We start from the raw sequence: 26,802 nt of genomic DNA, 5'->3' as shown, positions 1-26,802 counted from the left end.
AAAATCCTATTCAGTTCTACTGGTCGCGCTGGACACGTGGACAGACAGAACGAGGCGCATCCGGATGGCGAATGACACGGCCGTGGCGATCACCGAGGGGCGCCGCGTGTTCATGCGCGGGCTCCTGTGGGCGGGCGTTCTCAGCGCCTTCATCAACATCCTGCAGCTGGCGGTGCCGCTCTACATGCTGCAGACCCACGACCGGGTGATCAACAGCCGCAGCTACGACACCCTCACCATGCTGACGCTGCTCGCCATGGGCGCGCTCGTCACCTACGGCCTTCTGGAATACATCCGCTCCAGCACCTTCCTGGTGCTCGGCAACCGGCTGATCCGCCAGCTCAACCTGCCGACCCTGGAGGCCGCCCTCGGCGCCGCCCAGCAGGACGGGCTCGGCAAGGCCAGCCAGGCGCTCCGCGACCTTTCCGAGGTGCGCGGCTTCATCACCGGCAATGCGGTGGGCGCGCCCATGGAGGCCATCTGGTCGCCCATCTTCATGGGCGTCCTCACCCTCCTTCACCCGCTCTACGGCCTCGTCGCCTTCCTGTCGGCGGTGGCCGTGATGGCGCTCAGCATCGTGGCGGATCTTCTCTCCAAGCAGACCCTCAAGGAAGCCAACGAGGCCCAGGTGGAGGCCACCGGCCGCATCGCCGGCGCCCTTCGTCAGGCCGAGGTGATCGACGCCATGGGCATGCTGCCCGCCGTCGCCCGCCGCTGGGAGCGGGCCCAGCGCGCCGCCATGCTGCTCCTTGACAGCGGCACGCGCCGTTCGAAGGCGGTGTCGGCTCTTTCGCGATCCGTGCGCTACGGCATGCAGATCGCTACCATCGCGCTCGGCGCCATCCTGGTGATCGAGGGCCTCGTCTCCCCCGGCACCATGGTGGCGGCCAGCATCATCATGGGCCGGGTGCTGCAGCCGTTCGACAGCATGATCGAGAACTGGCGCCAGTGGCGCTCCGCCGACGCCGCCTGGGGCCGCATCCGCGAGACCATCGAGGCCTGGCGTCCGGTCCGCGAGACCACCCCGCTGCCGCTGCCCGACGGGCCGCTCGTGGTGGAGGGCCTCGTCTACGGCGTGCCCGGCAGCCCGGTCGCCCTCCTCAAAGGCGTGGAGTTCCGCCTGGAGCCCGGCCAGGTGCTCGGCGTCATCGGCCCGTCCGCGGCCGGCAAGTCCACCTTCGCCCGCCTGCTGGTCGGCACCCTGAAGCCTGCCTCCGGCGGAGTCTTCCTCGGCGGCCACAACGTCTACGGCTGGGAGCGCGGCTCGTTCGGTCGGGCGGTCGGCTACCTGCCCCAGTCCATCTCGCTCCTCGACGGCACCATCCGGGAGAACATCGCCCGCATGCGCGACGAGGACCCGGCCCTCGTCATCCGCGCCGCCCGGCTTGCCGGCGTGCACGAGATGATCGGCCGCCTGCCGCTCGGCTACGACACGCCGGTCGGCGACGGCCGGCTCACCCTTTCCGGCGGCCAGAAGCAGCGCATCGCGCTCGCCCGCGCGCTCTACGGCGACCCGCGCCTGATCGTCCTCGACGAGCCGAACGCCAATCTGGACGCCGAGGGCGAGGCGGCGCTGATCCGCGCGATCACCGAGATGAAGGCGCTCGGCTCCATCGTGGTGATGATCGCCCACCGCCCGTCCATTATGCAGGCGGCCGACACGCTCCTGGTGCTCGACAAGGGCCAGCGCTGGCAGTTCGGCCCGCGCGCCGCCATCGCCGGCGCCGTCGACCGGGACGGCAAGGTGCAGCCCCTGCGCCCGGCCGCCGCCGTCCCCGCCCTCAAGGAGGCCTGATCCGCCATGAGCGCCAGCACCCTTCCGGCCGCCGCGGCGGACGTCTTCACCCTGCGCCCGGACCCGGTCGACCCGCTGCCGTCCCTGCGCGGCCCGATCCTCGCCGGCTCGCTCGTCATCGGAATCGCCTTCGGCGGCTTCCTCGCCTGGGGCTTCGGCGCCAGCCTCGACAGCGCGTCGCTCGCCGGCGGCACCGTGATCGTCGACACCAAGCGCAAGACCGTCAGCCACCTGGAAGGTGGCATCCTGCACGAGCTTCTCGTCAAGGAGGGCGACGTGGTAAAGGCCGGCCAGCCGCTGGTGCTTCTCGACGACACCCGCCCGCGCACCGAGCTCAGCCAGCTCACCGCCCAGATGATCGCCCTGGAGGCCCGGGTGGCGCGGCTGCGCGCCGAGCAGCGCGACGCGCCCGTCATCGACTTCCCGCCCGCTCTTCGTTCCGCCACCGATCCGTTCACCGCCGACGTCATGGAGACCGAGCGCCGGCTGTTCGAGCGCCGCCGCGAGAGCAAGGAGGGGCGGATCGACGTGCAGCGCAAGCGCATCGACGAGTTCTCCGCCGAGGCCGAGGCGGCCGCCGCCCGCAGCGCGGCGGCACGGCGCCAGCAGGCTTTGTTCGAGGAGCAGATCGGCTCCATCCGCTCGCTCGTCGACAAGGGTTTTGCCACCCGCAGCCAGCTCTCCGAACTGGAGACCCGGGCGAGCGCCGTCGTCGGCGACGCCGGCGAGTACGACGCCAACCGGGCCCGCGCCGAACAGGCGAAGGCCGGCGCCGAACTGGAGATCATCGGCATCGAGACCGAATGGCAGAGCGAGGTCGCCCGCGAGCTCCAGGACAACCGGCTCCAGCTCCAGGCCTTCCGCGACAAGATCGAACAGGCGAGCGACGTGCTCGGCCGCGTGCAGGTGCGCGCCCCCCAGGACGGCGTGGTGGCGGACATCCAGATGCGCACGGTCGGCAGCGTGGTGGCCCCGGGCCAGCCCATCCTCGACATCGTGCCGGAAAACGAGAAGATGATGGTGGAGGCCATGGTCGACCCGCGCGACATCGACATGGTGAAGCCCGGACAGGCCGTGCAGGTGCGGCTGACCAGCTACGCCTACACCAAGGTGCCGCCCGTCGACGGCACGCTCACCTTCGTGGCCGCCGACCGCACGGTCGACGAGGCGAGCCGGTCGTCCTACTACGTGGTGCGCGCGGAAATCTCCGAGGACGCCCTCGCGGCCCTGCCCAAGGTCACCCTCTATCCGGGCATGCCGGCCGAACTCACCATCCGCAACTCCTCCCGCAAGGCCATCGACTACCTTCTCTCTCCCCTCACCGAAAGCCTCGGCAAGGCCTTCAAGGAAGAGTGAAGACAAGCGCCTGCGGCAGAAACCCGCCACCTCGATCGTCATGGCCCGCTTGAGGCGGATCACCCACGCATGCGTCACGGGGCGATGTATTGGAATGCGTGGCTGGTCCGGCTGAACCGAACCATGACGATGGGCGAGGATGCGACTCCGGCCTCGCACCACCGACCGCCCGCCGCCGGGCACCCGCCCCGCCGCTGGCCAACCACGCCCGGTCCCGCCGCACGACCTCACCCCACCCTCGGCCGTCATCCCGTCGCACGCCGGGATCCAACCGACTGCGCCTTACCCGCGCCGTTGTGGCCCGCCTCCGCGCTCAGTGCATCCATAACTGTTACAGTGCCGCCTAATTTTCTGGTAAACAAACCCCTAATACCCACACGCAAAAGCAATTAAAACACATCTCTTGTTCCAATCATCTTTATCAATATCTATCATATATTCTATCGAGAATGATTTTTGTTGCTTGTTACTTTCGGGTTCCTATTATCGCGAACAAGAGCGGTGATCAAAACCGCCGGATAAGGGACGAACGCCCGAGAGACCAGTGAGACGCTGGTCAGCGCAACAAAGGAGCATGACATGGCAACTCTCGAAGGCGGTGCCTTTGACGACACCCTCCTCGGGTCCCAGTTCACGGACGCGATCTTCGCGCGTGCTGGATCGGACATCGTGTTCGGTGGCGAAGGGGCGGACGCCCTTTTCGGCAATGCCGGAGACGACATGCTGTTCGGTGAGGACGGAAACGACGTTCTCAGCGGCGGCGACGGAAGCGACTTCCTGTCGGGTGACGGCGGCGACGACACCCTGATGGGTGGCGCCGGCGACGATTTCCTGGCTGGCGGCGACGGCAAGGACACGCTCACCGGTGGTACCGGCAACGACCTGCTCTATGGCGGAAATGGCGCCGACATCCTGCAGGGCGGCCTCGGCAACGACATCATCGACGGCGGTGCCGGCAATGACATCGTCTCCGGCGGCGCCGGCCAGGACGTGTTCGTCTTCTCCGGCGGCGGCGGCAACGACGTCATCATCGACTTCACCGTCGGTGACGACCTGCTGCAGATCGACAGCGACATCAACGGCACCGGCATCGCGTCGGCCGACGACATCGCGGCTCGCGCCGTCGGCGTCAACGGCAGCACCGTGATCGATCTCGGCAACGGCGACAGCATCGTTCTCAAGAACGTCGACGTGGACGACGTGCAGAGCAATCCGAGCGCCTACTTCATCGTCTCCTGACGCTGAACCGAACGGGCGTCTCCCTCACGAGGGAGCGCCACCCAGCCGCATGCCTGACGGGGAGAGTTCATGGCCGACAGGGACCTGATCGCAGCCGAAACCGACCAGCCCGTGCTGGGTCTCCTCTGCGCCGAAGTGGCGCTCGTCGTCTGGACCCTGCCGGCACAGCCGGAAGAGTCGACGGCTGTCGAAGGCAGCTTCGGCGAGCCGATCGGCCGGTCCGCCTCCGTGCGCCTGCCGCTCGCCGACGGCCGCGTCCGCGTGGTGGTGGCGCTGCCGCGCCCGGCCGAGGCGCAAGCCTCGCTGATCGTGCGCACCGGCATGGCCGGCGCCCGGGTGGAGGTGCAGGCGGTGCGCGCCGAGAGCCGCGTCGTCGATCCCGTCGCGCTCTTCCGCGACCTCGCGCCGCCCGCCCGCCTGTCGCTGGCCGCAGCCCTCCTGGACAGCTGGCCGAGCCTCTTCCGCCTGAAGACGAGCCGCAGCTACGCGGCCTTTGCCGCGCGCCTCGCCCGCACGCTCGCTGGCGAGCGGGCCAACGCCCCGGTGGTCGCCCGCACCGGCGGCATGGCCCTCGTCGAGGTCGCCGCCTCCGCGCCGATCGAAAAGCTGAAGGCCTGCCATCTGGTCTCCGCCGCCGGCGTCCAAGCGCTGAAGGCCGACATCACCGTCGACCGCCGCGCGGTCGAGGGCCGCCGCACCCATCGACTTCTCGTCGACCTGCCGGATGCGCCCGGCGGCGACGAATGGCTGGTGCTCCGGGCCGACCAGGGCCTTCTCGTGCGCCGCCTGGTGCGCGGTGATCGCGATGCCGCCCTGGAGACCTGGTGGCGCAACCGGCCGGACCGCGACCCCGGCCTTCGCGAATGGATCATCGCCGCCCTCGACCGGCGCTCCGCCCCCGCCCGGGCCGCGGCCGTGGAGTTCCAGCTCCGCTGCCCGATCGAGCCGCGCCGCGTGGTCGGCGGCCAGGGCCTGCCGGCCGCCCAGGTGGAACTCGCCGTTTCGTCGTCGGCCGGGCTGCTCGCCTCCGGCTGGTTCCGCGATCCGGGCCGCTTTGTGTCGCGGCTCTACCTGCTCGACGCCGGCGAGACCCCGCGCCCGCTCGACGACACCCTCCACACCTATCCGGGCTTCATGGAGACCGCCGCCGGCGACCGCCAGCCCGCCACCGGCTTCACGGCCTTCGTGCCGGGCGCCCGCGCGCCGCTTCTCCAGCCGCGCTTTCTCCTGGAGCTGAAGTCCGGCGCCCGTCACCTGCTGGTGCCGGAGCCGCAGCCGGTCGACGTCGGCGAGGCGCGCGCCCTGGCGCTCCGCGCCGTGCCGCCGCAAGCCCTCGACGACCAGGTGCTCGCCGGCTGCCTCGCCCCGGTCCTCGGGGACCTGCAGCGCCGCCTCGTGGCGGACATCGGCACGCCCACGGTCCGGCGCATCGGCACCCCGGTGGAGCGGCCCCTCGCCTCGCTGGTGATCCCGCTCTACAAGGTCATGGACTTCCTCAAGTTCCAGGTCGCGGCCTTCGCCTCCGACCCGCAGATCGCCGCCAAGGCGGAGATCATCTACGTGCTCGACAGCCCCGAGCAGGCCGAGGAGGTGGATCATCTCCTCACCGGCCTCCACCTCGTCTACGGTCTGCCGCTGACGCTGGTGGTGATGCCCCGCAACGGCGGCTACGCGCCCGCCTGCAATCGCGGCGCCGCAGTCGCGCGCGGCGCCCTCCTGGCGCTCCTCAACTCCGACGTGATCCCGATCGAGCCCGGCTGGCTCGGCATGCTGGCCCAGCGGCTCGGCCGCAGCGGCGTCGGCGCGGTCGGGCCGAAGCTCCTCTTCGAGGACGACAGCATCCAGCACGCTGGCATGTATTTCGCCCGCGACCACCGCGGCCGCTGGCACAACCACCACTTCCACAAGGGCATGCCGCGCCACTACGCGCCGGCCGACGCGGAGCGCGACGTGCCGGCCATCACCGGCGCCTGCGTGGTCACCACCCGCGCCCTCTTCGAGCGCGTCGGCGGCTTCACGGAGGACTATGTGATCGGCGATTACGAGGACAGCGACCTCTGCCTGAAGATGCGCGCCGAAGGCCAGGCCATCCGCTACGTGCCGGCGGCCGAGCTCTACCACCTGGAGCGGCGGTCCATCAAGGCGAGCACCGACTACATGCGGGGCGTCACGTCCCAGTACAATTCCTGGCTGCATGCCTGTCGCTGGGGCGACACCATGCAGGCCCTGATGGTCCCGACCGGGACCCGACCCAGCGTTGAAGAGGTGGCGGCATGACCATGGCGGCTCTTTCGGCCCTCCTGCGCGGCGACGTGTCCGTGCGCGAGGAGGCTCGTCTCGACATTCTCGCCGATAGCATCCGCCGCAACCGCTTCCTGCCGGAGCCGGATCCGGAGAGCGTGTTCGTCGGCGACGGCGACTACCGGGCGATCGGCACGGAATTCCTGAAGCATTTCGTCCGCCTCGGCGGTCTGAAGCCGTCCGACCGGGTGCTCGACATCGGCTCCGGCATCGGCCGCATGGCCATGCCGCTCACCCAGTTTCTCGACGAGGAGGCGAGCTACGACGGGCTCGACCCGGTGGCCGAGGGCGTCGCCTGGTGCGCCGAGGTGATCACGCCCTTCTACCCGAACTTCCGCTTCGCCCGCCTCGACGTCGCCCACCCGATCTACAACCCGAAGGGTCGGCTGAAGGGCGCCGAGATGGCGCTGCCCTTCCCGGACCGGCGCTTCGACTTCTGCTTCCTCACCTCCGTCGCCACCCACCTGCCGCCCGACGAGGTGAAGGCCTATGCGGCCGAGATCGCCCGCGTGCTCGCGCCCGGCGGCCGGCTCTTCCTCACCGCCTTCGTGATGGACGACATCGCCCGCGCCGGCGAGGGCCGCGATCCCCGCTGCGCCTTCCAGCGCACCGCCGCCGGCCCCGACTGGCACGCCGACCCGGCCGCGCCCTTCGGCGCCGTTGCCTTCGACGAGGGCTTCGTCGAGGGCGTGCTGCAGGACGCCGGCCTCGTCGCCGTCCGCACTCGCCTCGGTCGCTGGCGCGGCATCGAGGCCGCCCACTACCAGGACATCCTCCTCGCCGAAAAGCCCGGGACCGCCGCCTGATGACCCGCATCCTCGTCGTCGCCCACAACCACCCGGACTTCCATCCGGGCGGCACCGAGATCTTCGCCCGCGACCTCTTCATGGCCTACAAGGCCGCGGGCGCGGAGGCGCTTTTCCTGGCCGCCACCAACACGGTGCACCGCGAGCAGCGTCCCGGCACCAGCTTCCAGGCGGTCGGCCCGTCCGGCGACGAGGTGGTGCTGTGGGCCGGCCACTTCGACCGGCTGAATCTTTCCCAGGTGGACAGCTACGGCGTGGTCCAGGACCTGATCCGCCTCCTGGAGGACTATCGGCCGGACGTGGTGCACCTGCACCATCTGCTGCTGGTCGGCGCCGAGTTTCCCTTCGTGGTGCGCCGGGTGCTGCCGGAGGCGCGCATCGTCCTCACCCTCCACGACTACTATCCGATCTGCCACCGGGATGGCCTGATGGTCCGCACCACCGGCGAGGAGCGCTGCGATCGGGCGACGCCGAGCCGATGCCACGCCTGCTTCCCGGAGATCACCGCCGACAAGTTCCTGCTCCGCGAGCGTCACCTGAAGACGCTCCTGCGCGCCGTCGATCGTTTCGTGGCGCCGAGCGCCTTCCTGCGTCGGCGCTATATCGACTGGGGCCTGCCCGCCGACCGCATCGATGTGATCGCCAACGCCCGCCCGCCCGTCACCCCGGCGCCGACCCGGCTGGTGCCAGCCAACGCGCCGGTCACCTTCGGCTATTTCGGCAACCTCAGCCGCTGGAAGGGCGTGCCGGTCCTCCTCAAGGCGGCCGAGCGCCTGCGCGAGCAGGGCGTGCCGTTCGAACTGCGCCTCCACGGTGGCATGCCCTTCCAGACCGACGTCTTCAAGGCGGAGATCGACCGGCTTGCCGCCCTTCTCGGCCCGGACCTCGTCCGCCTCGGCGCCTACACCCCCGACCAGGTGCCGGCGCTGATGACCGCCGTCGACTGGGTGGTTGTGCCCTCCATCTGGTGGGAGAACGCGCCGCTCGTCATCCAGGAGGCCTTCCAGCACCGCCGACCGGTGATCACCAGTGGCATCGGCGGCATGGCCGAAATGGTGGACGACGGCGTCACCGGCCTTCACGCCGCTGCCAACGACCCGTCGGACCTTGCCCGCGTCATGCGCCGGGCCGCCGAGGACCGCAGCCTGCAGCGCAGCCTCGCCGCCGCCATCCCGCCGGCCCGCACCATGGAAGCCTGCGCCGCCGAACACCTGGCCCTCTTCGACCGGGCCGGCCTGATCGAGGAAGTCGCCTGATGAGCGCCGTCGAGACCCCCGCCGCCCCGTCCACATCGGCCGCCCCGCCGCCGCCCGCGACCGCGCCCGAGGCGACGGCCGCCAACGACGCCGGCCGGTCCGTCCCCGCCGTCGCCAGCCGTCTGCAGGGTCGGCTCGACGCCCTGGAGGGCGCGCGCCTGTTCGGCTGGGCGTTCGACCCGGACACCCCGACCGCCCGCCTGACCATTACGGTGGCGCTCGGCGAGCGTGTGCTCGCCACCGTGACCGCCGACCGGCCGCGCGTGGACCTTCGCCGCAACGGCGTCGGCGACGGCGGCCATGCGTTCGACGTGGACCTGCCGCCCGAGGCGCTCGACCGGCTCGACGCGCTCCGCGTCACCGCCCGCAACGGCGACGGCCCGCCGCTCGTCCTCGCCCTGCCGCGCCCGGCCGAACGGGCCGCGGAGGCCGCCATCGCGGCGCCGGTGAACCGTCTCTTCGAAAAGGTGGATGCGGTCGTCGGCGCCCAGCGCCAGCTGCAGCTCGCCCAGCGCGACGCGGCGCTCGCCATCGGCCGCATGACCGAGCGGGTGGACGCCATCGCGGCCGAAGGCGGGGCCCTCGAAGCGGCGGTGCGCGGCGTTGAGACCATGCAGCGGGAGATCGCCGAGCGCATCGGCGACATCGAGGTCTTCCTCGTCCGCTTCGACGGCACGCTCGCCAGCTTCGACCAGCGCATCCTCGCCCTCCAGGCGAGCGGCAACCACCACGCCCGGCCGCTGCTCCTCGTCGCCGCCACCCTCGCCGGCGTGGTGGCCGGCGCCGTCCTGGCGCTCGCCGCCCTCTGACCCTCATTTCGCCCGAGGCGCCGCCCATGCCCTCCGACCCGACCGAGAGCGAGATCGCCCGGCGTCTGGTGGCCGCCCTCGTGGACCGCCGCCTCGTGCTGGCGATCGGCCGCGCCGCCGTCCCCGCCGGCCGCGTGCCCGTCCGCCTCGGCGGCGTCGACGGCCCGGCCGCGACGGCGATCGTCGCCGGCTGGACCGGCGAGGCCGGACCCGGCGCACTTCTCCTCATCCCGGTGCCACGCGGCCTTCGCGGCGGCCTCACCGCCGTCGCCGTTCCTCCGCCAACGCCGAACGCCGTTCCGCCCCATGCGGGCGAACCCGTCCCGTCCGACATCACCCCGGTGCTCCACCCGGTACAGCCGAAGGCGGTCGCCGTCGAAGCGGTGCTGAAGCTTGCCGCCGCTGCCGCCGGCCCGGCTTTCCTGGCGGTGGCCGGCGCGCTCGCGAGCGCACTCCTCACCCTGGAGGCGACGGCGGAGCGCACCCGCCTCGCCGCCGTCCTCGCCCACGCCGCCGCCCGCCCGTCCGGCCTTGTCGAGGCCGTCGGCCGCTTTGCCGAAGGTGACCTCCTGGTGTCCGGCTGGGCCGGCGACCTGCCGGCCGACGCCGGGCCCGTCCTGGTGCTCGGGCCCGAGCCCGCGCGCGGCCACCTCGCCGCGCTCCGCTTTCCCCGCCCGGACCTCGGCGATGGCCGGCGCGCCTTCGCGGGCGTGGTGGCGCCGTCCGACCCCGCCGCCGTCCTGCCGCCGGCCGAAGCCGTCACCGGCGTTCTGGTGGAGACCGCCGCCGGCTGGTCCGCCCTCGACCTCTACGCCGACCGCCGCCTGGTGCCGCCGGACGCCTGTCCCGGCCACCTCGCCGCCCTCCGTCCGCCCGCCTCCGTCCTGCCGGCCGCGCCCGAACCCGTCCGCCGGCAGATCGCCGAAGCCGCCTGCCGGTTCACCGGCGCCGACACGCTCGCCGGCCTTGCCGCCCCCGTCCGCCTCGGCCTCGACCGGGCGGTGCACGTGCCGGGCGGCGGCGTGATGCTCGCCGGCTGGCTGTTCGATCCTGAGGCGCGCGTCGCCGCCGTGGAGGCGGCGGGCGGCGGCACCGCCGTGCGTCTCGACGACCGCTGGACCCGCATCGCCCGGCCGGACGTGCCGGAGGGTCTGGCCGCCGATCCGGCCATCGCCGGCCGCCGCGAGCCGGACCCGTTCGCGGGCTTCCTCGTCCACGCACCGGGCCTCGGCCCCGCGCCCGACCTTCGCCTCACCCTCCGCTTGGCCGACGGCGAGGCCGTCCACCGGCCGGTCGCCGTGGAGGCCGGCACCCGGGCCGATCTCTTCGCCCTCCTTGATGTCGCCTGCCCCATTCCGGCGGTCGCCGCCGGCGCCGTGGAACGTCACCTGCTGCCGGCGCTTGAGGGTCTCGCCCGCGCGCTTGCCGGCACGGCCGCGCCGCGCCTGCAATCGACCCGAGACCTCGGCTTCGACGCCGCCGCCCGCTCCGTCATCGTCCTCGGCTGCGGCCCGGATCTCGCCGACCTTCCCGCGCGCCTGGCGCTTCTTGCCGCCGGCACCGGCCGCGACCGGCCGGCCGTCGTGGTGGCGGCCCCGTCCCGCCCGCTCGCCGCCCTGGAGCCGGAGATCGCCCGCGCGGCCGCCTACGCCGGCTGCCCGGTGCGGCTTGCCTTCTGCGCCGACGCCGCCGACGCCCTCGACTGCCTCGACGCCGCCGTGCCGGCGCTTCAGGCCGACTGGATCGCGCTCCTCCCCGACCATGTGGTGCCGGACGCCGACGCGCTCGCCCGCCTCTTCCGCGCCGCCCGCGCCGGCGGGCCGGACTGCGTCGTCGCGCCGACGCTTCTCCATGCGGACGGCACGCTCCGCGCCGCCGGCGCCGGCCGCCCGGGCCGCCCGCCCGAACCGGCCGGCCGGCAGGGCCGCGTCGCCGTCCCGCGGGTGTCGGCGGAGGCCTGCGTGCTGCCGCGCGCGGCCTTCGTCAGGGCCGGCGGCTTCCGGGGACCGTTCACCGGGCCGGCCGCCCGCGGCGAGGATCTCGGCCGTCGCCTGATGGCGCTCGGCCTTCGCGGCCTCTGGCTGCCCGACGCGGTGCTCCTCGCCGCGGACCCGCCGGAGGCGGTGCCGCGCATCGCCCGGCTTGCCGACCGTCTTCTCGCGCGGCGGACCGCCGGCGCCACCGAATGCCGGCCGGAGCGCGCCGCCTGATGCCCGGATCACTTCGCGTCGCCGTCCTCTCGCACGGCCATCCGCGTCTCTCCCCCGGCGGCGCGGAGATCGCCTCCCATGGCCTCGCCCGGGCGCTGCGGACCCTTCCCCGCGTGGAGAGCCTCTTCGTCGGCTGCGCGCCGGGACCGGGTCCGCACGCCGGGTCCGCGCTCTCCGGCCTTGCCGACGATCCGGGCGACGTCGTCTTCCACCCCGGCCCGCTCGACGGCCTCTTTCTCACCGCTACCGATCGCGACCCGGTGGAGGACGATCTCCTCCCCGTGCTCGCGGCGTTCCGGCCGGACGTGGTCCACCTCCACCACGGCCTCGGCTTCGGCATCGACCTGGTGCCTCGGCTTCGCCGTGCCCTGCCGGACGCCGCCCTGGTGGTGACCCTCCACGAGTACGTCGCCCTCTGCCACCAGCAGGGCCAGATGGTGAAGGCCGCCAGCCTGGATCTTTGCGACACCGCAACGCCCGCCGCCTGCCACGGCTGCTTTCCGTCCATCCCCGCCGGCCGCTTCGCCCTTCGCGCCGCCCTGGTCGGCGCCACGCTCGGCACCGCCGACCACTTGCTCGCCCCCAGCCGCTTCCTCGCCGACCGCTTCCTCGCCCACGGCTTTGCCGCCGACCGGTTCAGCGTGCTCCCCAACGGCCTCAGCGCCGGGCCGACGGCGCCCGCACGGGAGGGCGTCGCCACCGGGGCGACGCGGCCGGTGCGCTTCGGCTTTTTCGGCCAGATCAACCCCTACAAGGGCGTCGACGTCCTCCTCGACGCGGTGGCCCGCATTCCGGATGCCGACTGGCCGGCCGGCGCCGAACTGCTGGTCGCCGGCTGCCACCTGGAAAAGCATCCGCCTGCCTTCCAGGCGAAGGTCCAGGCGCTGCTTGCCGCCGCCGGGCCGCGCGTCCGCCTCCACGGCGCCTACGCCAACGCCGACCTGCCGGGCCTGATGGCCACAGTCGACTGGGTGGTGGTCCCGTCCATCTGGTGGGAGAACGCCCCGCTCGTCATCGAAGAGGCCTTCCTCCATGGCCGGCCGGTGATCGCCAGCGGCATCGGCGGCATGGCCGAGCGGGTGCGTGACGGCGTCGACGGCCTCCTGGTCCGCCCGCGCGATCCGGCGGCGCTTGCCGACGCCCTCGTCCGCGCCCTGTCGACGGACGGCCTCTGGCCGCGCCTTGCGGCCAACATCCGCCCGCCCGTGCCTCTCGAGGAGGCGGCCGCCCGGCACCTGGAGCTCTACCGCTCCGTCATCGCAAGGCGCGCCGGCGACGCGCTCGCCGCCACGGCGCACCCGCTCGCCGACGCGGTCTGAGCCGGGCCGGATCGCCATCGTGCTGAACCGGGGAGGGGCGGCGCGAAGGGGCGTGGGCCGGCGAGGCCGCCCGGCTTCTGGCGATCGGATGGGTCCGGATGTCGGACGGGATCAGAGCGCGCGGAACACCCGCACCCAGTCGAACCGCGTCGCCGCGCCCCGCACATCCCCGTCGGTCACGCCCGCGAAGGCGCCGACCGCGTTGGAGAGGCGGATCTCGGCCGGCGAGTGGGCGACCGGATTGTCCGTCTCCCACACCTGTCGGTCGTCGAAGAAGAAGGTCAGCCGCTCCGGCGTCCAGAGCAGCCCGTAGCGGTGCACGGCGTCGGCGAGCGGCACGCCGAGGCGCACCTGATGCCCCTCCGCCCACTTCGGACCGGGGCGCCAGCGGTGGACGGCAAGGTTCAGCTTGTCTGGCGCCTTTGCCTCTGCAATGTCCAGCTCATACATCACGCCATCGCGCTCGTTGTCCGGATGGGACACCAGCCAGAAGGCGTTGTTGACGCCCGGCTCGTCCGCGATGCGCATGGCGCATTCGAAATAGCCGTAGGTCTGGCGGAAGTGGCGCGTCTTGGCATAGCCGCCGGTGAACGGCCGGCGCGGGTGGTCCTGGTGGCCGAGCATGAGGTCCAGGTCGCAGGCCGCCGCCACCACGTTCTCCGGCAGCCGGTCGGTCACGTGCTGGTCGCCGCCCGCCGTCACCTTGATCCAGCGGCTGTCGAACCCGGCGCTGTCGCAGAAGTCCTCCGCGAACGACAGCCGCCACGCGCCGCCCGCTGTTGTCAGCGCACCCGGCAGGCCGCCCGGCGTGCCGGCGCGCGAAGGCCCGGCCCCCGCGAGCATCCCCGCGAGGCCGAGCCCTGCCGTCAGGCAGGCGCGGCGAGTCCATCCCCCCTGGAGGGAAGGGGCCCGCCGCACGGGTTTGCTCCGGCTCACGCCACCTTCGGCTGGCGCGCGTCCTTCAGCGCCAGCTCCAGCGACCAGGCCCGGTTGCGCAGGGCCTCCACCTCGCCGGACATCTTGTCCACCTCGCCGCGGAACCAGCCGATCACCTCGTCCATGGTCGGCTGCACGTCCACCCGGTTCGGCGTCGACAGCGCCTTCTCCGGCGGCTGGGCCACGGGCTTCACCAGCACGTGGTTAAGCCGGTTCTCGGTCAGGAAGCGGTGGTATTCGGCATAGTTCTGCCGGTAGATGTGCTCCACCTTGGAGAAGTCGGCCTTCTCCAGGATCTTCTCCAGGTTCACCGGCATGTAGTCCTCGATCTCCACCGCCGGCACCGCGAAGGTGTTGGCGAGCTCGCGGATGCGGGTGTCGTAGGTGAAGAAGACCGCCGGGATGCCCTGGTGGAGGGCGATGACGTTGCCGTGCAGGCGGAAGCCCACCATCACGTCCACGGTCTTGGCGGCGTCCTTGGCCCAGTCGTCCACGTCGAACCAGGCGCGCATGCGGTTGGCGAGCAGGTCCTCGGCCTCCTTGTGGCCGCTGAGGTCGAACTTCGCCAGGATGGAGCGCACGTGGGCGATCTTCTCCTCGCCGGTCGTATAGATGGCCAGCGTCTCCTCGCGCTCGCCCTGGGAGTAGAGCGTGCTCGATGCGCGCTTGGCCACCGCCTCGATGAGGGCGCGCTGCATGCGGTTGGTCTTGGTGGCGTTGGAGGCGTAGTCGGCCGCCAGATACTTGTTCAGCGTCAGGCCCACGCGGGCCGCCGCCGGGTCGACCTTACTGAGCGTGATGGACGGACGGAGCGAGCGGTAGAAGCTCGGGCAGCCGATCACCCGCACGTTCTTGATGCCGATGTCGTTGAACACCTCGGCGCTGTAGAAGCCGCGCACGCCGATCGTCTCGCACTTGTCGGCGATGATCTTCCAGGCGCGGACGCTGCCGGCCGGCATCTGCAGCTTCTTGTACTTGCCCGCCTGGGCGCCGACGCCGATCGGCACGATCGGCCCCTTCAGCTTCTCCAGGAGCGGCACCACGTGGCCGAGGTCCAGGGTCTCGGTCAGGTAGTTGGAGCCGCGGATGATGGTCGCGTCATAGCTGCCGTCCGCCGGCCACAGCGCCGGGTCCTTGGCATGGTTGAACTGGACGTTGCGGATCTCGTCATAAGCGAGCGCCTTCAGGGTGGCGTCGTAGACGAGCACGTCGCCCGTGTTGATGCCGCCCTTCATGAAGGCCGCGACCGGGTCCTGGAAGTCCAGGTAGGCCGACTTGTTTCCCGGCTTGACGGCGGCGCCGCCGTTCAGCACGAAAAGCTTCTTCATGGGATTGAACTCCTTGGGAAACGCTGAAAAATCGGTGACTGTGTTGGTGTCTGGACGATCAGGACGCGGCGGCGACGATCACCCGGTCGGGCGATGATGCCGTCTTGGCGGCCGGTCCCTGGACCGGCGGCGTGGGCACGAGGGCGGTCGACCGCTCCTCCCGCCGTTCTTCTCGCCGCTCCGGGGCGTTGGCGGTGAGGTCCATGGTGGGACCGTCCGCCCGCTCCGTGGCCGCGCCGGCGCTTGGCGCCGGGGCAAGCGCCGGATCCGCCTCGCCGCGCGGGCGACGGATCAGGCGCATGCCGCGCAGGCTCTCCACCCGCGGCGGGGCGGCGAGCCGGTCCGGGAACCAGCTCATCAGGAGGCGCACCAGCGGCTCGGCGGTGCGCTTCCAGGTGGCGGAGGCGCCGCGGCGGCTCGCCGCCTCGGAGAGCCGCTCCACCTCGCCGAGGTCGCCGGCGAGCCGGGTCAGCGTGGCGGTGAGCGAGCGCACGATGGTGCCGTCGTCGGTGCCGTCCAGCATCAGCCCGTCGGCGCCGTGGTCGATCAACTCGTGCACAGCCCCGACGTTCGTCGCCACCGGCACGCAGCCGAGGCGCTGCGCCTCCAGGATGGCGAGCGGCGCGCCTTCCCAGCGCGACGGCAGCACCAGCACGTCGGCCCAGCCGTAGGCGCGGTTGAGATCGCGGCTGGAATGGATCGGCGGCACCACCGGCACGCCGATGTCGCGGAAGCGCTCCTTCCACGAGCCGCCGGCGCCGGCCGAGATCACGTCGCTGCCGACCACCCGCCATTCGATCGGCACGCCCCGCCGCTTCAGGTCGCGGGCGGCGGCGTAGAGCCGCTCGATCCCCTTCTGCGGGTCGAGCCGTCCGAGGAAAAGCACGTTGAGCGGCCGGCTCTTCGGCTTGCGCCGACGCTCCGCCAGCACCTGGTCGCGCTCCTCCGGCTGCAGTGTGTAGCTGGCGGCGTTACGGATGTGCATGAGCTTTGCACTCGGCACGCCCATGCCGTGCAGCCAGCGGCCCATGTCGCGCGAGCAGGTCAGGATGGTGTCGTAGACGTGCTCGAAGGCGAGCGCCAGGTAGGGGTGGCCCGCGTCGCGGCCGACCGGCGTCTTGTCGAGCACGTGCACATAGTCGAGCACCTTCACGCCCTGCTGGCGAAGGGCTCCCAGCGCCGCGTTGGCGACGGCCACCTGGTTGTTGATCACCACGTCGAGCCCGGAGAGGAAGCCGATCAGGTCTTCCGTCCGCGACGACGGGTCGGTGGCGAGCGTCACGTCGTGGCCGGCGAAGGTGTTCGGCCCGCCCCAGAGCGGGTAGTCGTCGGCGAGGAAGTTGACCGTGGCGAACACGCCCTCCGCCTCCGGCGAGCGGGCGAACACCGGCTTTCCGAGGATGTAGAGGTGCACCTCGCACCCCGCCGCCTTCAGGCACCGGGCGACCGCGTAGGCGACCTTCTCCACCCCGCCGAAGCTGGCGATCGGCAACAGGAAGCCCACCCGCACCGGCCCGCCCTCCGGCGAGACGCGCGGCATCACCGCCCGCGAGCCCACCGCGTGGCGAAGCTGCGCATGATAGCGCGACCGGTCCGGCAGATAGGCCGACCGCCAGATCCAGCGCTTGCCGGCCTGGGAGCGGAAGCCGCTGTCGCGGAGCGCGCCGAGGGTCGCCAGCAGCGTGTTGGTGGCCGACAGGGCGCTGCCCTGCATCTCCTCGGCCGTGAACGGCGCCTTGATGGTGATCTCTGTGATGGTCGGCCCCGGCTGGCTGGTGCGCAGCGACCGCACCCAGCCGTCGGTCGGGTCGTCCACGCAGGCCCCCATGATGCCGCGTGTCGCCATCCAGGCCGCCGGCTGGTCGAAGCGGGTGCCTTCCGCGCCCACCTTGCGCACGGCGACCTCGATGGCGGTCGGGCAGACCTCCAGGCGCAGCGCCACGAAGTTGGCGCGGTCCGCCTCCCGCTCGCCGAGCCACAGCACCGTGTGGAGAAGCCCCAGCCGGCGCAACGCGTCCCGGTGGTTGGCGCTCATCCACACCCAGAAGGGCGGCACCCCGTAGGTCTCCGGCTCGATCTTGGCCGCCCAGAACCGGCGTACCAGCTCTTCCAGGCCGAGCTTGGCGTGCGGCAGCACCGGATCGGTGAAGGTCTCCACCTGATAGGTGCCGACGCCCACCGCGGCATAGCGCGGCGTCTCCTCGTGCTCGAAGGCGAGCAGCGTGTCGGTCTTGAACAGCCGTTTGTGCTTCTTGTGGATGTAGCCGAGGATGCTCTCCCGGGCGCGGTTGCTGTCGCGCAGCATGCTCTCGGCCCGCTGGCGATACTCGAAGCCGAAGAAGGGGTAGTTGGCCCCCTCGAAGCCCCGGTCGATCGCCTGCAGCCAGAAGTCCCAGTCTTCGAACCCCTGCCGCATGGTCTCGTCGAACCGCACGCCGGATTCCAGCATCTTGCGCGACACCATGCTGCCGGCTTCGCAGATGTTGTCGAACGTCAGGTGCAGCAAGCGCGAATAGTCGGCCGTGTAGTTGCCGTTCCAGCCGATGCCCACCTTGTCGATGTTGGGATAGACCCAGTCGACGTTCGGCTTCGACTTCATGAAGGCGAGCACGGAGGCGATGGTGGTCGGCGTGATGCGGTTGTCTGCGTCGAGGAAGTAGATGGCCTCCAGGTCCGGAAAGGTCCGGAGCGCATAGGCGATGCCGTGGTTGCGCGCCGACGACAGGCCGCCGTTCGGCTTGCGCAGATAGTGCACGCTCGGCTCGGCCAACGCGTAGGTGCGGCCGATCTCCTGGGTCTCCGGAAACGGGCAGCCGTCGTCCACGATCACCGTGGCGATCCCGAACGGCGCCACCTGGGCCAGCACCGCCTCCACTGCCTCGGTGAGGAGCACCGAGTGCTTGTAGGCGGGGATCACCACCGCCACGGTGGCGGTCGTCTCGCCGGGCCGGAAGGCGTTGGTCGGCGCGGGGCGGCCGGCGGGCGAAGGAACGCCCGGGCGGGCGGAGCGGTCGGTCATGAGGCGGCTCATTCGTTGACCATCAGGCTGATGTCGGAGAAGCGGGCCCAGGCGAACGAGTTGTCCCCGGGCTCGTGCATGCGCGTCGCCACGAAGATGCTCTGCCAGGCGTCGATCTGGTCGGTCATGAAGGCGCTCACCCGGCGGGCGTCCTCGCCGTCCGCCTTCATCCAGCCGGAGAAGGCCTCGCCCGGCATCGGCAGCCGCTGGCCGGCGAAGAGGGCCTTGGCGCGGCCGACGTCCGCCGCCACCACGATGGCGAAGTCCACCGGCCGGGCCTGCGGGTTCGCCACGCTCGCCGTCGCCGAGATGCGGATCACGTGCGGCGGGCAGACCGCCGGCAGGCGGCCGATGGTCATACCGGTCGCCGGCGGATGCACCTGCACGCCGCGCTCGTGCGGCACCGCCACCACGGCGGCGAAGTCGAACGACACCTCGTCCGGATTGGCGAGTTCGGCAAGGTCCACGATGCCGGGCGCCACCGGCTCGTCGCGGAAGCCGTCGCGCAGGCTGTCCGGCGACACCGCCGGGATCACCGTCGCCCAGCCGGGCAGGGAGACGCCGGGCAGCCCGCACCAGACCTGGAGCGCGAGGCTGTTCTTCAGGATGGCGGCGCCGGTGGCGGCGTTGCGGATGCGGAACATCTCGATCGGCTGCAGCCCGCCGAGGGATAGGCCCGGCAGGGAGTGCTCGTCGCCTTGCAGCTTCAGCCTGAGCTCCAGCGTGCGCCGCACGCCGGCGAGCGCCCGGGTGAGGCCGAGCACGGTCCAGCCCGTGGCGATGTCCGCCGCCGGCACGACCCAGCGGTCGAGGATGCGCTGGTCCTCCAGGCTCACGAGCTGGGCCACCAGCCGGGCGTCGCCGTCGAGGGGCGGGCGCTCGAAATGGATGCCGATGGCGCTCACCCCGTCGGAGGCGACCGGCAGGATCTGGGCGATGCCGTCGGCGGCGAACTCGGCCATCAGGTTCGGGTGGGACGGGTCGATCTCCGGATCGTTGGAGAAGACGAGGTCGTGCGGCTGCAGCCCGCGCCGGGCGAGAAAGCCCTCAAGAGCGGCGAAGCGGTTCTGCAGGTCCTCGTTCATCTGGCGGAGCGCCGACAGCTCGCGGAAGCCCTGCACCCGGCCGCGGGCGCTCACCGACACCAGCCGGGTGATCTCCTTCAGGATGCGGGCGATGCCGTCGGCCCGCCGCTCCAGGCACCATTCCATCACCGGCACCCGCGCCGTCACGCCCCGGTCGTCCAGCCAGCGTAACAGGCGCTTCTCGGCGAGCGACCCGCGCTCCTGCACCAGCACCGCGGCGGTGTAGAGCGGCGCCTCCAGAAGCGTGGAGACCACGCCGCGCGCGTCCGTGAAGGTGGCGGCCCCGTCCCGCACCCCTTCCAGCCACACCACCGTGGCGGCGTGGATGAGTTCGTCCCCGAGGGCGTCCCGGTCGAGCCCGATCGCGATCACAACCGGTTCAGATAGCAGTCCGCTCAGGTAGTCCGGATTGAGCTCGAATCTCTGCGCCGCCTGCCCCATGGATCACTCCTGATCGCTGTCCTGCAAGATGATCTCCCGAAGTCGTGCAAAAGCAACGATCCGAGATCGAAAAGTAAAAACTTCGTTATTCTGTTAGGTACTAGTCTGTCGGGCGTTCGGTCCCCATGCAACAATATCTTTTTTTGTAAAAATCGATCGACGGCCGGCCAATATGATTCAAATTGAACGCAAGCCGGGTTTCCGCCGCGCGCCGTTACGGTAAGCGTGCAGTGCAATATTAACTGTCCTTGAAACTCGTCAGCGAAAGGTCCTTAAGCGTCGGCCACGCTGATGCGCCGACCGTCGGCAAGCGCCCGGGCGTGAAAGGGCGCTTAAGACAGGCCCGACAATTCAAGAGGAAACAGGGAAGAAAGGACGGCCTACCGTCCCTCGGCACCGAGCGCCCGCAGGCGCGCGACCAGTGCCTCGGCCGCCGGCCGGCCGCCGCCGACACCGAAGAGGGTCCGGCGGATCGGCGCGACGCCGACGAAGGCCAGGATGTTGCGCTCGATGCCGCGCACCCCGTGGGCGCCGAACCACCAGCGGAAGATCAAGGGCGGCATGCCCATGGTGACGACGAGGCGCGCCGACTTGCCCTTGAAGCGCTTCACCGGCATGCCCTTGTCCTGGTAGGCGAAGGCGATGCCGGGCCGTGCCACCTGCTCCAGGAAGGCCTTCAGGAGGGCCGGCGCGGTGCCGAGCCAGAGCGGGAAGACCAGCACCAGATGGTCCGCCGCCACCACCGCGTCGGCCGCGGGCTTCAGGCTGTCCGGCACCGAGCCGTGCTCGAACGCCGCTTGGGTCCTGAGGAAAGGCACCTCCAGGTCGGCGAGCCGGACCACCGTCACCCCGTGGCCCGCCGTCCGGGCGCCCTTCGCGTAGGCGTCGGCGAGGGCGTGGCAGAGCCGCGCCGGGTCCGGATCCGGATGGCCGTCGATCACCACGATCCGCCGGCCACCGGAGGACGAGGACCGGGTCGGGGCGGGGGGCGGGTCGGTGTCGGTCGGATCGCGCGAAGCCATGGGCCGTGCCTCCGGTCACTGTCGACGGCATCCTGGCCGAACGCCGTCGCGGCGGCGTTGATCCACATCAGGGCCCGACGCTTGAATCCGGCGGCGCGCGGGGCGATATCTCGCGCGCCGGGCGGGCCGCTCGGGCCGCCCTCCAGTCAACAGCGCCCGACTAGAGCGCTTTCCGACCTGACGGAATCGTCAGCTCGATAAGAAATCGCTCCAGTTTCAATGAACTGGAGCACTCTCTCATCGATCAAGTCATGCAACTTGATCGGAGAATGCTCTAGGGGCTGCCAGGGGAGACAACGCATCGCCATGACCACCACCCTCAGCGACACGCCGGGCGCGGAACGCCACAGCTTCGAGGCGGAGGTCTCGCGCCTCCTGCACCTGATGGTCCACGCGGTCTATTCGGACAAGGACATCTTCCTGCGCGAGCTGGTCTCCAACGCCGCCGACGCCTGCGAGAAGCTGCGCTACCTGTCGATCGCCGACACCGGGCTTCTGGCCGGCGACGACGCCCCGCTCGCCATCACCATCGAGGGCGACGCCGAGGGCGGCCGCCTCGTGGTCGCCGACAACGGAATCGGCATGAGCCACGACGAGCTCAAGGACAATCTCGGCACCATCGCGCGCTCCGGCACCCGCGCCTTCCTGGACAGCCTGAAGGACGCCAAGGAGGGCAACCAGCTGATCGGCCAGTTCGGCGTCGGCTTCTACTCCGCCTTCATGGTGGCCGACCGGGTGCGCGTGGTCTCCCGCAAGGCCGGCACCGACTCAGCCTTCGCCTGGGAGAGCGACGGCAAGGGCACCTTCGAGCTCGCCCCGGTGCCGCTCGAGGAAGCGCCGGTGCGCGGCACCCGGGTGGAGCTCTTCCTCAACGACGAGGCGAAGACCTACGCGGAGCCCTACACGGTGGAGCGCATCGTGCGCGCCTATTCGGCCCACGTGCCGGTGCCGATCCGCTTCCGCGAGGCCGGCAAGGACGAGACCCGCGACCTCGCCGATGGCTCCGCGCTCTGGGTCAAGCCCAAGGCCTCTGTCACGCCGGAGGAGTACCGGGAGTTCTACGGCCACGTGGGCGGCATGTTCGACGAGCCGGCGCTGACGCTCCACTACCGGGCGGAGGGCCGGCACGAGTATGCGGTGCTCCTCTTCGTGCCGTCGCAGAAGCCGTTCGACCTGTTCGATCCGTCCCGCAAGGGCCGGGTGAAACTCTACGTCCGCCGCGTCTTCATCACCGACGAGGCGGAGATCCTGCCGGGCTGGCTGCGCTTCGTGCGCGGCGTCATCGACTCCGAAGACCTGCCGCTCAACCTCTCGCGCGAGATGCTGCAGAAGAACCCGGTGCTGGAGGCGATCGGCAAGGGCGTCACCGGCCGGGTGCTGTCCGAGCTCGCCAAGCTCGCCGAAGCCGACGTGGCCACGTTCGAGACGGTCTGGGGCGCGTTCGGCCCGGTCATCAAGGAGGGCCTCTACGAGGCGGCCGACCGGCGCGACGACCTCTTCAAGATCGCCCGCTTCCGCACCACCACCTCCGGCGAGGCCTGGCGCTCGCTCGCCGACGTTGTGAAGGACTTCAAGGAAAACCAGACGGCGCTCTACTACGCCCTCGGCGAGAACCCCGAGCAGGTGCTCGCCTCGCCGCATCTTGAGGGCTACCGGGCCCGCGGCATCGAGGTGCTGCTCCTCACCGATCCGGTCGACGCCTTCTGGGTGCGCACCGCCCTCGGCTTCGACGGCAAGCCCTTCAAGTCGGTCACGCAAGGCGCCGCCGACCTCGACGCCATCCCGCTCACCGATCCGGCCGCCGGCGAGGCGGCGGATGCCGGCGACGTGGCGGCCCTCATTGGCGCCCTGAAGACCGCGCTCGGCGATGCCGTCGCCGACGTGCGCACGTCGGCGCGCCTCGCCTCCAGCCCGGTCTGCCTCGTCGCCAGCGACTTCGGCCTCGACAAGATGACGGAGAAGCTGATGGCCCGCCACGAGGGTCGGGATGCCCTGACGGCACCGGTGTTGGAGATCAACCCGCGCCACGGCCTCATCAAGGCCCTCGCCGGCAAGGCCGCCGCCGACCCGTCGGCGGTCACCGACGCCGCGCCGCTTCTTCTCGGCCAGGCCCGCATCCTCGACGGCGAAGCCCCCGACAACCCCGCCGCCTTCGCCGCCGCCGTCGCCACCCTCATGGAAAAGGCCTTCGCCTGACGCCAGCCCCACGCGCCTTCACCCTCCCCCTTGCGGGGAGGGTCGGACGCGCAGCGTTCGGGTAAGGGCCGACGGCACCACCCTCCCCCTTGCGGGGAGGGTCGGACGCCAAGCGTCCGGAGTGGGGCCGCCGGCCAAAGCCGCGACCCAACCCCTCAGTTCATCGACAGATCGATCTTCGCCGCGCCGATGATGCGGCTCGGGGCGTGCTTCTTCTTCGTCTGCAGGATCACCGCGCAGCCGGCGGTCTCGTCCTGGACGATGTCGGCCAGCGGCAGTTCCACCGTCATGGCGGTGCCGTCCCAGATGCCCAGCACCTGCCAGCGCTCCACCACGTTGGTGTAGGTGAGGGTGCGGCCGGTATTCTCGCCCTTTTCGATGGTCACCGTGGTGGGCTTGCGGTAGGCGGCGATCCAGAGCGCCGAGCGCTCGCCCTCCGGCGGAATACCCGCCGGCACCTCCACCACCACCTTGTCGCCCTCCACCCGGGCGCGGATGGCCACGTCCGGGATCCGTCCCTCGGCCTTCACGGACGCGATGGCGGCGCGCACGGTGGCCTCGTCGGAGCCGATCACAGCGTCGGTGCCGTTGATCACCGCCTGGGGCGTATAGACCGCGTGGTCCCCGCGGGTCTTCGCATAGCCTTTCTGGCGCTTGGAGAAGTCCGGCCGGGCGAAGGTGTCCTGCCAGCCGAGATAGTCCCAGTAGTCCACCGGAAAGGTCAGCGCCACCACGTTCGGGTCGGCGGCAAGCCGCGCCATGGTCTCGTCGGCGGGCGGGCAGGACGAGCAGCCCTGGCTGGTGAAGAGCTCCACCACCGTCACCGGCTCCGCCGCGGCCGGGCCGATCGCCAGCGCGGCGAGCACGCAGCCCACGGCCAGCGGTCCGAGCCGCCTGCCTGTGATCCGTCCGTGTGCGCGCACCGTCATCGCTGGGTCCAGTATCCGCCGTCCGCAAGGCGATCGCCGCCCGCGTTCCATGCTTCCACTATGGAGCATGGCGGGGTCCGTGCCACTCAATTCTGGTTGACACGTGCGTCAACGCCCGCACGGACGCGCCGCTTCGCCGAAGCGCGCACCCGGCGCCCGTCGCCCCGCGGACGCCGTCTTCTCCGTCTCAGGCGCTCCGCTTCTCCGTCTCAGGCGCTCCGCTTCTCCGTCTCAGGCGCTCGTCTTCTCCGTCTCAGGCGCTCCGCTTCTCCGTCTCAGGCGCTCCGCTTCTCCGTCTCAGGCGCTCCGCTTCTCCGTCTCAGGCGCTCCGCTTCTCCGTCTCAGGCGCTCGTCTTCTCCGTCTCAGGCGCTCCGCTTCTCCGTCTCAGGCGCTCCGCTTCTCCGTCTCAGGCGCTCCGCTTCTCCGTCTCAGGCGCTCCGCTTCTCCGTCTCAGGCGCTCGTCTTCTCCGTCTCAGGCGCTCCGCTTCTCCGTCTCAGGCGCTCCGCTTCTCCGTCTCAGGCGCTCCGCTTCTCCGTCTCAGGCGCTCCGCTTCTCCGTCTCAGGCGCTCCGCTTCTTGGCGGTCACCTCGATCTCCACCTTCATCTCCGGCTTCACGAGCTGGCAGACCACCATCGCGGCGGCCGGGCGGATGTCGCGGAAGTAGCTGCCGACGATGGGGAAGACCACGTCCATCATGGCGGCGTCGGTGATGTAGTAGGTGGCCCTGACCACGTCGGCGAGCTCGAACCCGCCCTCCTTCAGCGCCTTGGCGATGGTCTCCATGGCGTTGCGGGTCTGGTCCTCCACGCTCTCCGGCATGGCCATGGCGGCGTAGTCGTAGCCGGTGGTGCCGGAGACGAAGGCCCAGTCGCCGTCGATCACGGCGCGAGAATAGCCGGCGATCGCCTCGAACGGCGATCCGGTGGAGATGAGGCGGCGGGTCATGGGCAGGTCCCTGATGGCGTCGGGCGGATGTGAAAACGGCGCCGGAATCGTCCCGGCGCCGGATCGGCGGAAAGGCAAAGCCAGGCGGTTCAGGCCCAGGGGCGGTCCACGGCCAGCTTGTCCTCGAAGGTCGCGATCGCCGGCGCCTTCTCCATGGTCAGGCCGATGTCGTCGAGGCCGTTCAGCAGGCAGTGCTTCTTGAACGGGTCGATCTCGAAGTGGATGGTACCGCCGTCCGGCCCGGTGATGGTCTGCGCGGCGAGGTCCACCGTCAGTGTCGCATTGGCGCCGCGCTCGGCGTCCTCCATCAGCAGCTTCTGCTGCTCCGGCGTGACGACGATCGGCAGGATGCCGTTCTTGAAGGTGTTGTTGTAGAAGATGTCCGCGAAGGACGTGGAGATCACGCAGCGGATGCCGAAGTCGAGCAGCGCCCACGGGGCGTGCTCGCGCGAGGAGCCGCAGCCGAAATTGTCGCCCGCCACCAGGATCTGGGCGTTGCGGTAGGCCGGCTTGTTCAGCACGAAGTCCGGGTTCTCGCTGCCGTCCTCGTTGTAGCGCATCTCCGAGAAGAGGCCGGTGCCGAGGCCCGTGCGCTTGATGGTCTTCAGGTACTGCTTGGGGATGATCATGTCGGTGTCGACATTGACGATCGGCAGCGGGGCCGCGACGCCGGTGAGCACGGTGAACTTCTGCATGGCATCCCTCGAGCGCATGGCCGGGCGCGCCCCGTCGGGCGGCCCGTGTGTGTCCCTGTCTCTAGGGAAGCCGCCCGGTCTCGGTCAAGGCGAAAACGGTGGCAGGCGCGCCGTCAGGCCGCCTGCACCAGCCCCATGGTGGCATCGCGGCCAAGCATCAGGTTGAGGTTCTGCACCGCCGCCCCGGACGCGCCCTTGCCGAGGTTGTCGTAGACGGCAATGAGCAGCGCCTGGCGCCGGTCGTCGTTGCCGAACACGTGCAGACGCATGCGGTTGGTGTCGTTGAAGAGCCGCGGGTCCAGCATCGGCAGCCGGTCCACCGTCTCCAGCGGCGCCACCGACACGAAAGCCTCGCCGTCGTAGCGCGCGGTCAGCACGTCGTGGATCGCCTTCACGCCCGGCGTGCCGGGGATGGACCAGAGCTGCAGCGGCACGAAGGTCAGCATGCCCTGGGCGAAGGCGCCCACCGCCGGCTGGAACAGCGGGTCGTGGGCAAGCCCGGCGTAGCGCTTCATCTCAGGCAGGTGCTTGTGCCGGAAGGTGAGGCCGTAGGGCAGGTAGGGGGCCGGATCCTCGGCCTTCTCGTAGTCGGCGATCATCGCCTTGCCGCCGCCCGAATAGCCGGAAAGGGCATTGAGGGTGATCGGCGTGTCGGCCGGCAACAGGCCGGCGTCCACCAGCGGGCGCACGGTGGCGATCAGGCCCTGCGGGTAGCAGCCCGGGTTGGAGACGCGCGTCGCCGCCGCGATCGCCGCCGCCTGGCCGGGCGCCATCTCGGCGAAGCCGTAGGTCCAGCCGTCGGCGACCCGGTAGGCCGAGGAGGCGTCGATCACCCGCGTCTGCGGGTTCTCGATCAGCGCCACCGCCTCCCGCGCCGCGTCGTCCGGCAGGCAGAGGATGGCCACGTCGGCGGCGTTCAGCAGGCGGCGGCGCTCGTCGGCGTCCTTGCGCTTCTCCGGCGCGATGGAGACCAGCGTCACGTCCGAGCGGCCCGCCAGGCGCTCGCGGATCTGCAGCCCGGTGGTGCCGGCTTCGCCGTCGATGAAGATGCGCTGAAGGGTCATGGCCTGCCGTCCGTCCGAAGAGCCGCCGGCCGGGCGCCACCGCCCGGA

19 protein-coding genes are annotated in these 26,802 nt (G+C 71.1%); 10 read left to right on the top strand and 9 right to left on the bottom strand.

The window, feature by feature from the left end; genetic code table 11:
* The first annotated feature begins 64 nt into the window (after nucleotides 1-64).
* The 9 genes from BUQ68_RS17450 to BUQ68_RS17410 all read left to right on the top strand — a co-directional run bounded on the left by BUQ68_RS17450 (nucleotide 65) and on the right by BUQ68_RS17410 (nucleotide 13,091).
* Complete coding sequence (locus BUQ68_RS17450) at nucleotides 65-1,795, top strand: type I secretion system permease/ATPase (protein WP_075217288.1); 1,731 nt, start codon at nucleotides 65-67, stop codon at nucleotides 1,793-1,795.
* A gap of 6 nt (nucleotides 1,796-1,801) precedes the next feature.
* On the top strand, nucleotides 1,802-3,151 hold the full coding sequence (locus BUQ68_RS17445) for an HlyD family type I secretion periplasmic adaptor subunit (protein WP_075217287.1): 1,350 nt from the start codon (nucleotides 1,802-1,804) through the stop codon (nucleotides 3,149-3,151).
* Nucleotides 3,152-3,730: 579 nt separating this feature from the next.
* Nucleotides 3,731-4,390, top strand: a complete 660-nt coding sequence (locus BUQ68_RS24575) for a calcium-binding protein (RefSeq protein ID WP_075217286.1) — start codon at nucleotides 3,731-3,733, stop codon at nucleotides 4,388-4,390.
* Between the two features lie 69 nt (nucleotides 4,391-4,459).
* On the top strand, nucleotides 4,460-6,667 hold the full coding sequence (locus tag BUQ68_RS17435) for a glycosyltransferase family 2 protein (protein WP_075217285.1): 2,208 nt from the start codon (nucleotides 4,460-4,462) through the stop codon (nucleotides 6,665-6,667).
* Nucleotides 6,664-7,497, top strand: a complete 834-nt coding sequence (locus BUQ68_RS17430) for a class I SAM-dependent methyltransferase (protein WP_075217284.1) — start codon at nucleotides 6,664-6,666, stop codon at nucleotides 7,495-7,497. Before BUQ68_RS17435 ends, BUQ68_RS17430 begins: the two co-directional genes overlap by 4 nt.
* Entirely contained in the window at nucleotides 7,494-8,753 is a 1,260-nt protein-coding gene (locus BUQ68_RS17425) for a glycosyltransferase family 4 protein (RefSeq protein WP_095407364.1), read from the top strand. The genes BUQ68_RS17430 and BUQ68_RS17425 overlap by 4 nt, the downstream gene beginning before the upstream one ends.
* The gene (locus BUQ68_RS17420) at nucleotides 8,753-9,562 is read left to right on the top strand and encodes a hypothetical protein (protein ID WP_075217282.1); all 810 of its coding nucleotides are present in this window, start codon (nucleotides 8,753-8,755) and stop codon (nucleotides 9,560-9,562) included. Before BUQ68_RS17425 ends, BUQ68_RS17420 begins: the two co-directional genes overlap by 1 nt.
* A gap of 26 nt (nucleotides 9,563-9,588) precedes the next feature.
* On the top strand, nucleotides 9,589-11,772 hold the full coding sequence (locus BUQ68_RS17415; protein WP_075217281.1) for a hypothetical protein: 2,184 nt from the start codon (nucleotides 9,589-9,591) through the stop codon (nucleotides 11,770-11,772).
* Complete coding sequence (locus tag BUQ68_RS17410) at nucleotides 11,772-13,091, top strand: glycosyltransferase family 4 protein (RefSeq protein ID WP_075217331.1); 1,320 nt, start codon at nucleotides 11,772-11,774, stop codon at nucleotides 13,089-13,091. The genes BUQ68_RS17415 and BUQ68_RS17410 overlap by 1 nt, the downstream gene beginning before the upstream one ends.
* A gap of 111 nt (nucleotides 13,092-13,202) precedes the next feature.
* Here BUQ68_RS17410 and BUQ68_RS17405 read toward each other — a convergent pair whose 3' ends face one another.
* From BUQ68_RS17405 to BUQ68_RS17385, 5 genes are all read right to left on the bottom strand, one after another.
* Nucleotides 13,203-14,009: a glycoside hydrolase family 16 protein gene (locus tag BUQ68_RS17405; RefSeq protein ID WP_075217280.1), complete on the bottom strand. Its 807-nt coding sequence runs from the start codon at nucleotides 14,007-14,009 to the stop codon at nucleotides 13,203-13,205.
* Nucleotides 14,010-14,023: 14 nt separating this feature from the next.
* Nucleotides 14,024-15,355, bottom strand: a complete 1,332-nt coding sequence (locus BUQ68_RS17400) for a polysaccharide pyruvyl transferase family protein (protein WP_075217279.1) — start codon at nucleotides 15,353-15,355, stop codon at nucleotides 14,024-14,026.
* 58 nt (nucleotides 15,356-15,413) lie between these two features.
* Nucleotides 15,414-18,374, bottom strand: coding sequence for a glycosyltransferase (locus BUQ68_RS17395; protein ID WP_075217278.1), 2,961 nt, complete (start codon nucleotides 18,372-18,374; stop codon nucleotides 15,414-15,416).
* An 8-nt stretch (nucleotides 18,375-18,382) separates the two neighbouring features.
* Entirely contained in the window at nucleotides 18,383-19,831 is a 1,449-nt protein-coding gene (locus BUQ68_RS17390; protein WP_139315264.1) for a DUF6212 domain-containing protein, read from the bottom strand.
* 449 nt (nucleotides 19,832-20,280) lie between these two features.
* On the bottom strand, nucleotides 20,281-20,922 hold the full coding sequence (locus BUQ68_RS17385; RefSeq protein WP_083656670.1) for an NAD(P)H-dependent oxidoreductase: 642 nt from the start codon (nucleotides 20,920-20,922) through the stop codon (nucleotides 20,281-20,283).
* 306 nt (nucleotides 20,923-21,228) lie between these two features.
* On the opposite strand from BUQ68_RS17385, the gene htpG reads away from it, so the two are divergent.
* Entirely contained in the window at nucleotides 21,229-23,118 is a 1,890-nt protein-coding gene (htpG, locus tag BUQ68_RS17380; protein WP_075217276.1) for a molecular chaperone HtpG, read from the top strand.
* 155 nt (nucleotides 23,119-23,273) lie between these two features.
* Here htpG and BUQ68_RS17375 read toward each other — a convergent pair whose 3' ends face one another.
* The 4 genes from BUQ68_RS17375 to argC all read right to left on the bottom strand — a co-directional run bounded on the left by BUQ68_RS17375 (nucleotide 23,274) and on the right by argC (nucleotide 26,754).
* Nucleotides 23,274-24,047, bottom strand: a complete 774-nt coding sequence (locus tag BUQ68_RS17375; protein WP_075217275.1) for a DUF1223 domain-containing protein — start codon at nucleotides 24,045-24,047, stop codon at nucleotides 23,274-23,276.
* A 561-nt stretch (nucleotides 24,048-24,608) separates the two neighbouring features.
* Complete coding sequence (locus BUQ68_RS17370) at nucleotides 24,609-24,995, bottom strand: RidA family protein (RefSeq protein ID WP_075217274.1); 387 nt, start codon at nucleotides 24,993-24,995, stop codon at nucleotides 24,609-24,611.
* 89 nt (nucleotides 24,996-25,084) lie between these two features.
* Entirely contained in the window at nucleotides 25,085-25,690 is a 606-nt protein-coding gene (gene leuD / locus BUQ68_RS17365; RefSeq protein ID WP_075217273.1) for a 3-isopropylmalate dehydratase small subunit, read from the bottom strand.
* 113 nt (nucleotides 25,691-25,803) lie between these two features.
* Complete coding sequence (gene argC / locus BUQ68_RS17360) at nucleotides 25,804-26,754, bottom strand: N-acetyl-gamma-glutamyl-phosphate reductase (RefSeq protein ID WP_075217272.1); 951 nt, start codon at nucleotides 26,752-26,754, stop codon at nucleotides 25,804-25,806.
* Between the last annotated feature and the right edge of the window lie 48 nt (nucleotides 26,755-26,802).

This window comes from Mongoliimonas terrestris (assembly GCF_001927285.1).
Classification (GTDB): domain Bacteria; phylum Pseudomonadota; class Alphaproteobacteria; order Rhizobiales; family Pleomorphomonadaceae; genus Chthonobacter; species Chthonobacter terrestris.
The sequence above is the reverse complement of the archived record's forward strand: the minus strand, read 5'-3'. Positions and strand labels throughout refer to the sequence as shown.

Coding starts and splice junctions, on each gene's coding strand:
- htpG (WP_075217276.1), top strand. CDS start 21,229: ATGACCACCACCCTCAGCGACACGCCGGGCGCGGAACGCCACAGCTTC.
- BUQ68_RS17430 (WP_075217284.1), top strand. CDS start 6,664: ATGACCATGGCGGCTCTTTCGGCCCTCCTGCGCGGCGACGTGTCCGTG.
- BUQ68_RS17400 (WP_075217279.1), bottom strand. CDS start 15,355: ATGAAGAAGCTTTTCGTGCTGAACGGCGGCGCCGCCGTCAAGCCGGGA.
- argC (WP_075217272.1), bottom strand. CDS start 26,754: ATGACCCTTCAGCGCATCTTCATCGACGGCGAAGCCGGCACCACCGGG.
- BUQ68_RS24575 (WP_075217286.1), top strand. CDS start 3,731: ATGGCAACTCTCGAAGGCGGTGCCTTTGACGACACCCTCCTCGGGTCC.
- BUQ68_RS17450 (WP_075217288.1), top strand. CDS start 65: ATGGCGAATGACACGGCCGTGGCGATCACCGAGGGGCGCCGCGTGTTC.
- BUQ68_RS17410 (WP_075217331.1), top strand. CDS start 11,772: ATGCCCGGATCACTTCGCGTCGCCGTCCTCTCGCACGGCCATCCGCGT.
- BUQ68_RS17415 (WP_075217281.1), top strand. CDS start 9,589: ATGCCCTCCGACCCGACCGAGAGCGAGATCGCCCGGCGTCTGGTGGCC.
- BUQ68_RS17445 (WP_075217287.1), top strand. CDS start 1,802: ATGAGCGCCAGCACCCTTCCGGCCGCCGCGGCGGACGTCTTCACCCTG.
- BUQ68_RS17370 (WP_075217274.1), bottom strand. CDS start 24,995: ATGACCCGCCGCCTCATCTCCACCGGATCGCCGTTCGAGGCGATCGCC.
- BUQ68_RS17420 (WP_075217282.1), top strand. CDS start 8,753: ATGAGCGCCGTCGAGACCCCCGCCGCCCCGTCCACATCGGCCGCCCCG.
- BUQ68_RS17385 (WP_083656670.1), bottom strand. CDS start 20,922: ATGGCTTCGCGCGATCCGACCGACACCGACCCGCCCCCCGCCCCGACC.
- BUQ68_RS17395 (WP_075217278.1), bottom strand. CDS start 18,374: ATGACCGACCGCTCCGCCCGCCCGGGCGTTCCTTCGCCCGCCGGCCGC.
- leuD (WP_075217273.1), bottom strand. CDS start 25,690: ATGCAGAAGTTCACCGTGCTCACCGGCGTCGCGGCCCCGCTGCCGATC.
- BUQ68_RS17435 (WP_075217285.1), top strand. CDS start 4,460: ATGGCCGACAGGGACCTGATCGCAGCCGAAACCGACCAGCCCGTGCTG.
- BUQ68_RS17375 (WP_075217275.1), bottom strand. CDS start 24,047: ATGACGGTGCGCGCACACGGACGGATCACAGGCAGGCGGCTCGGACCG.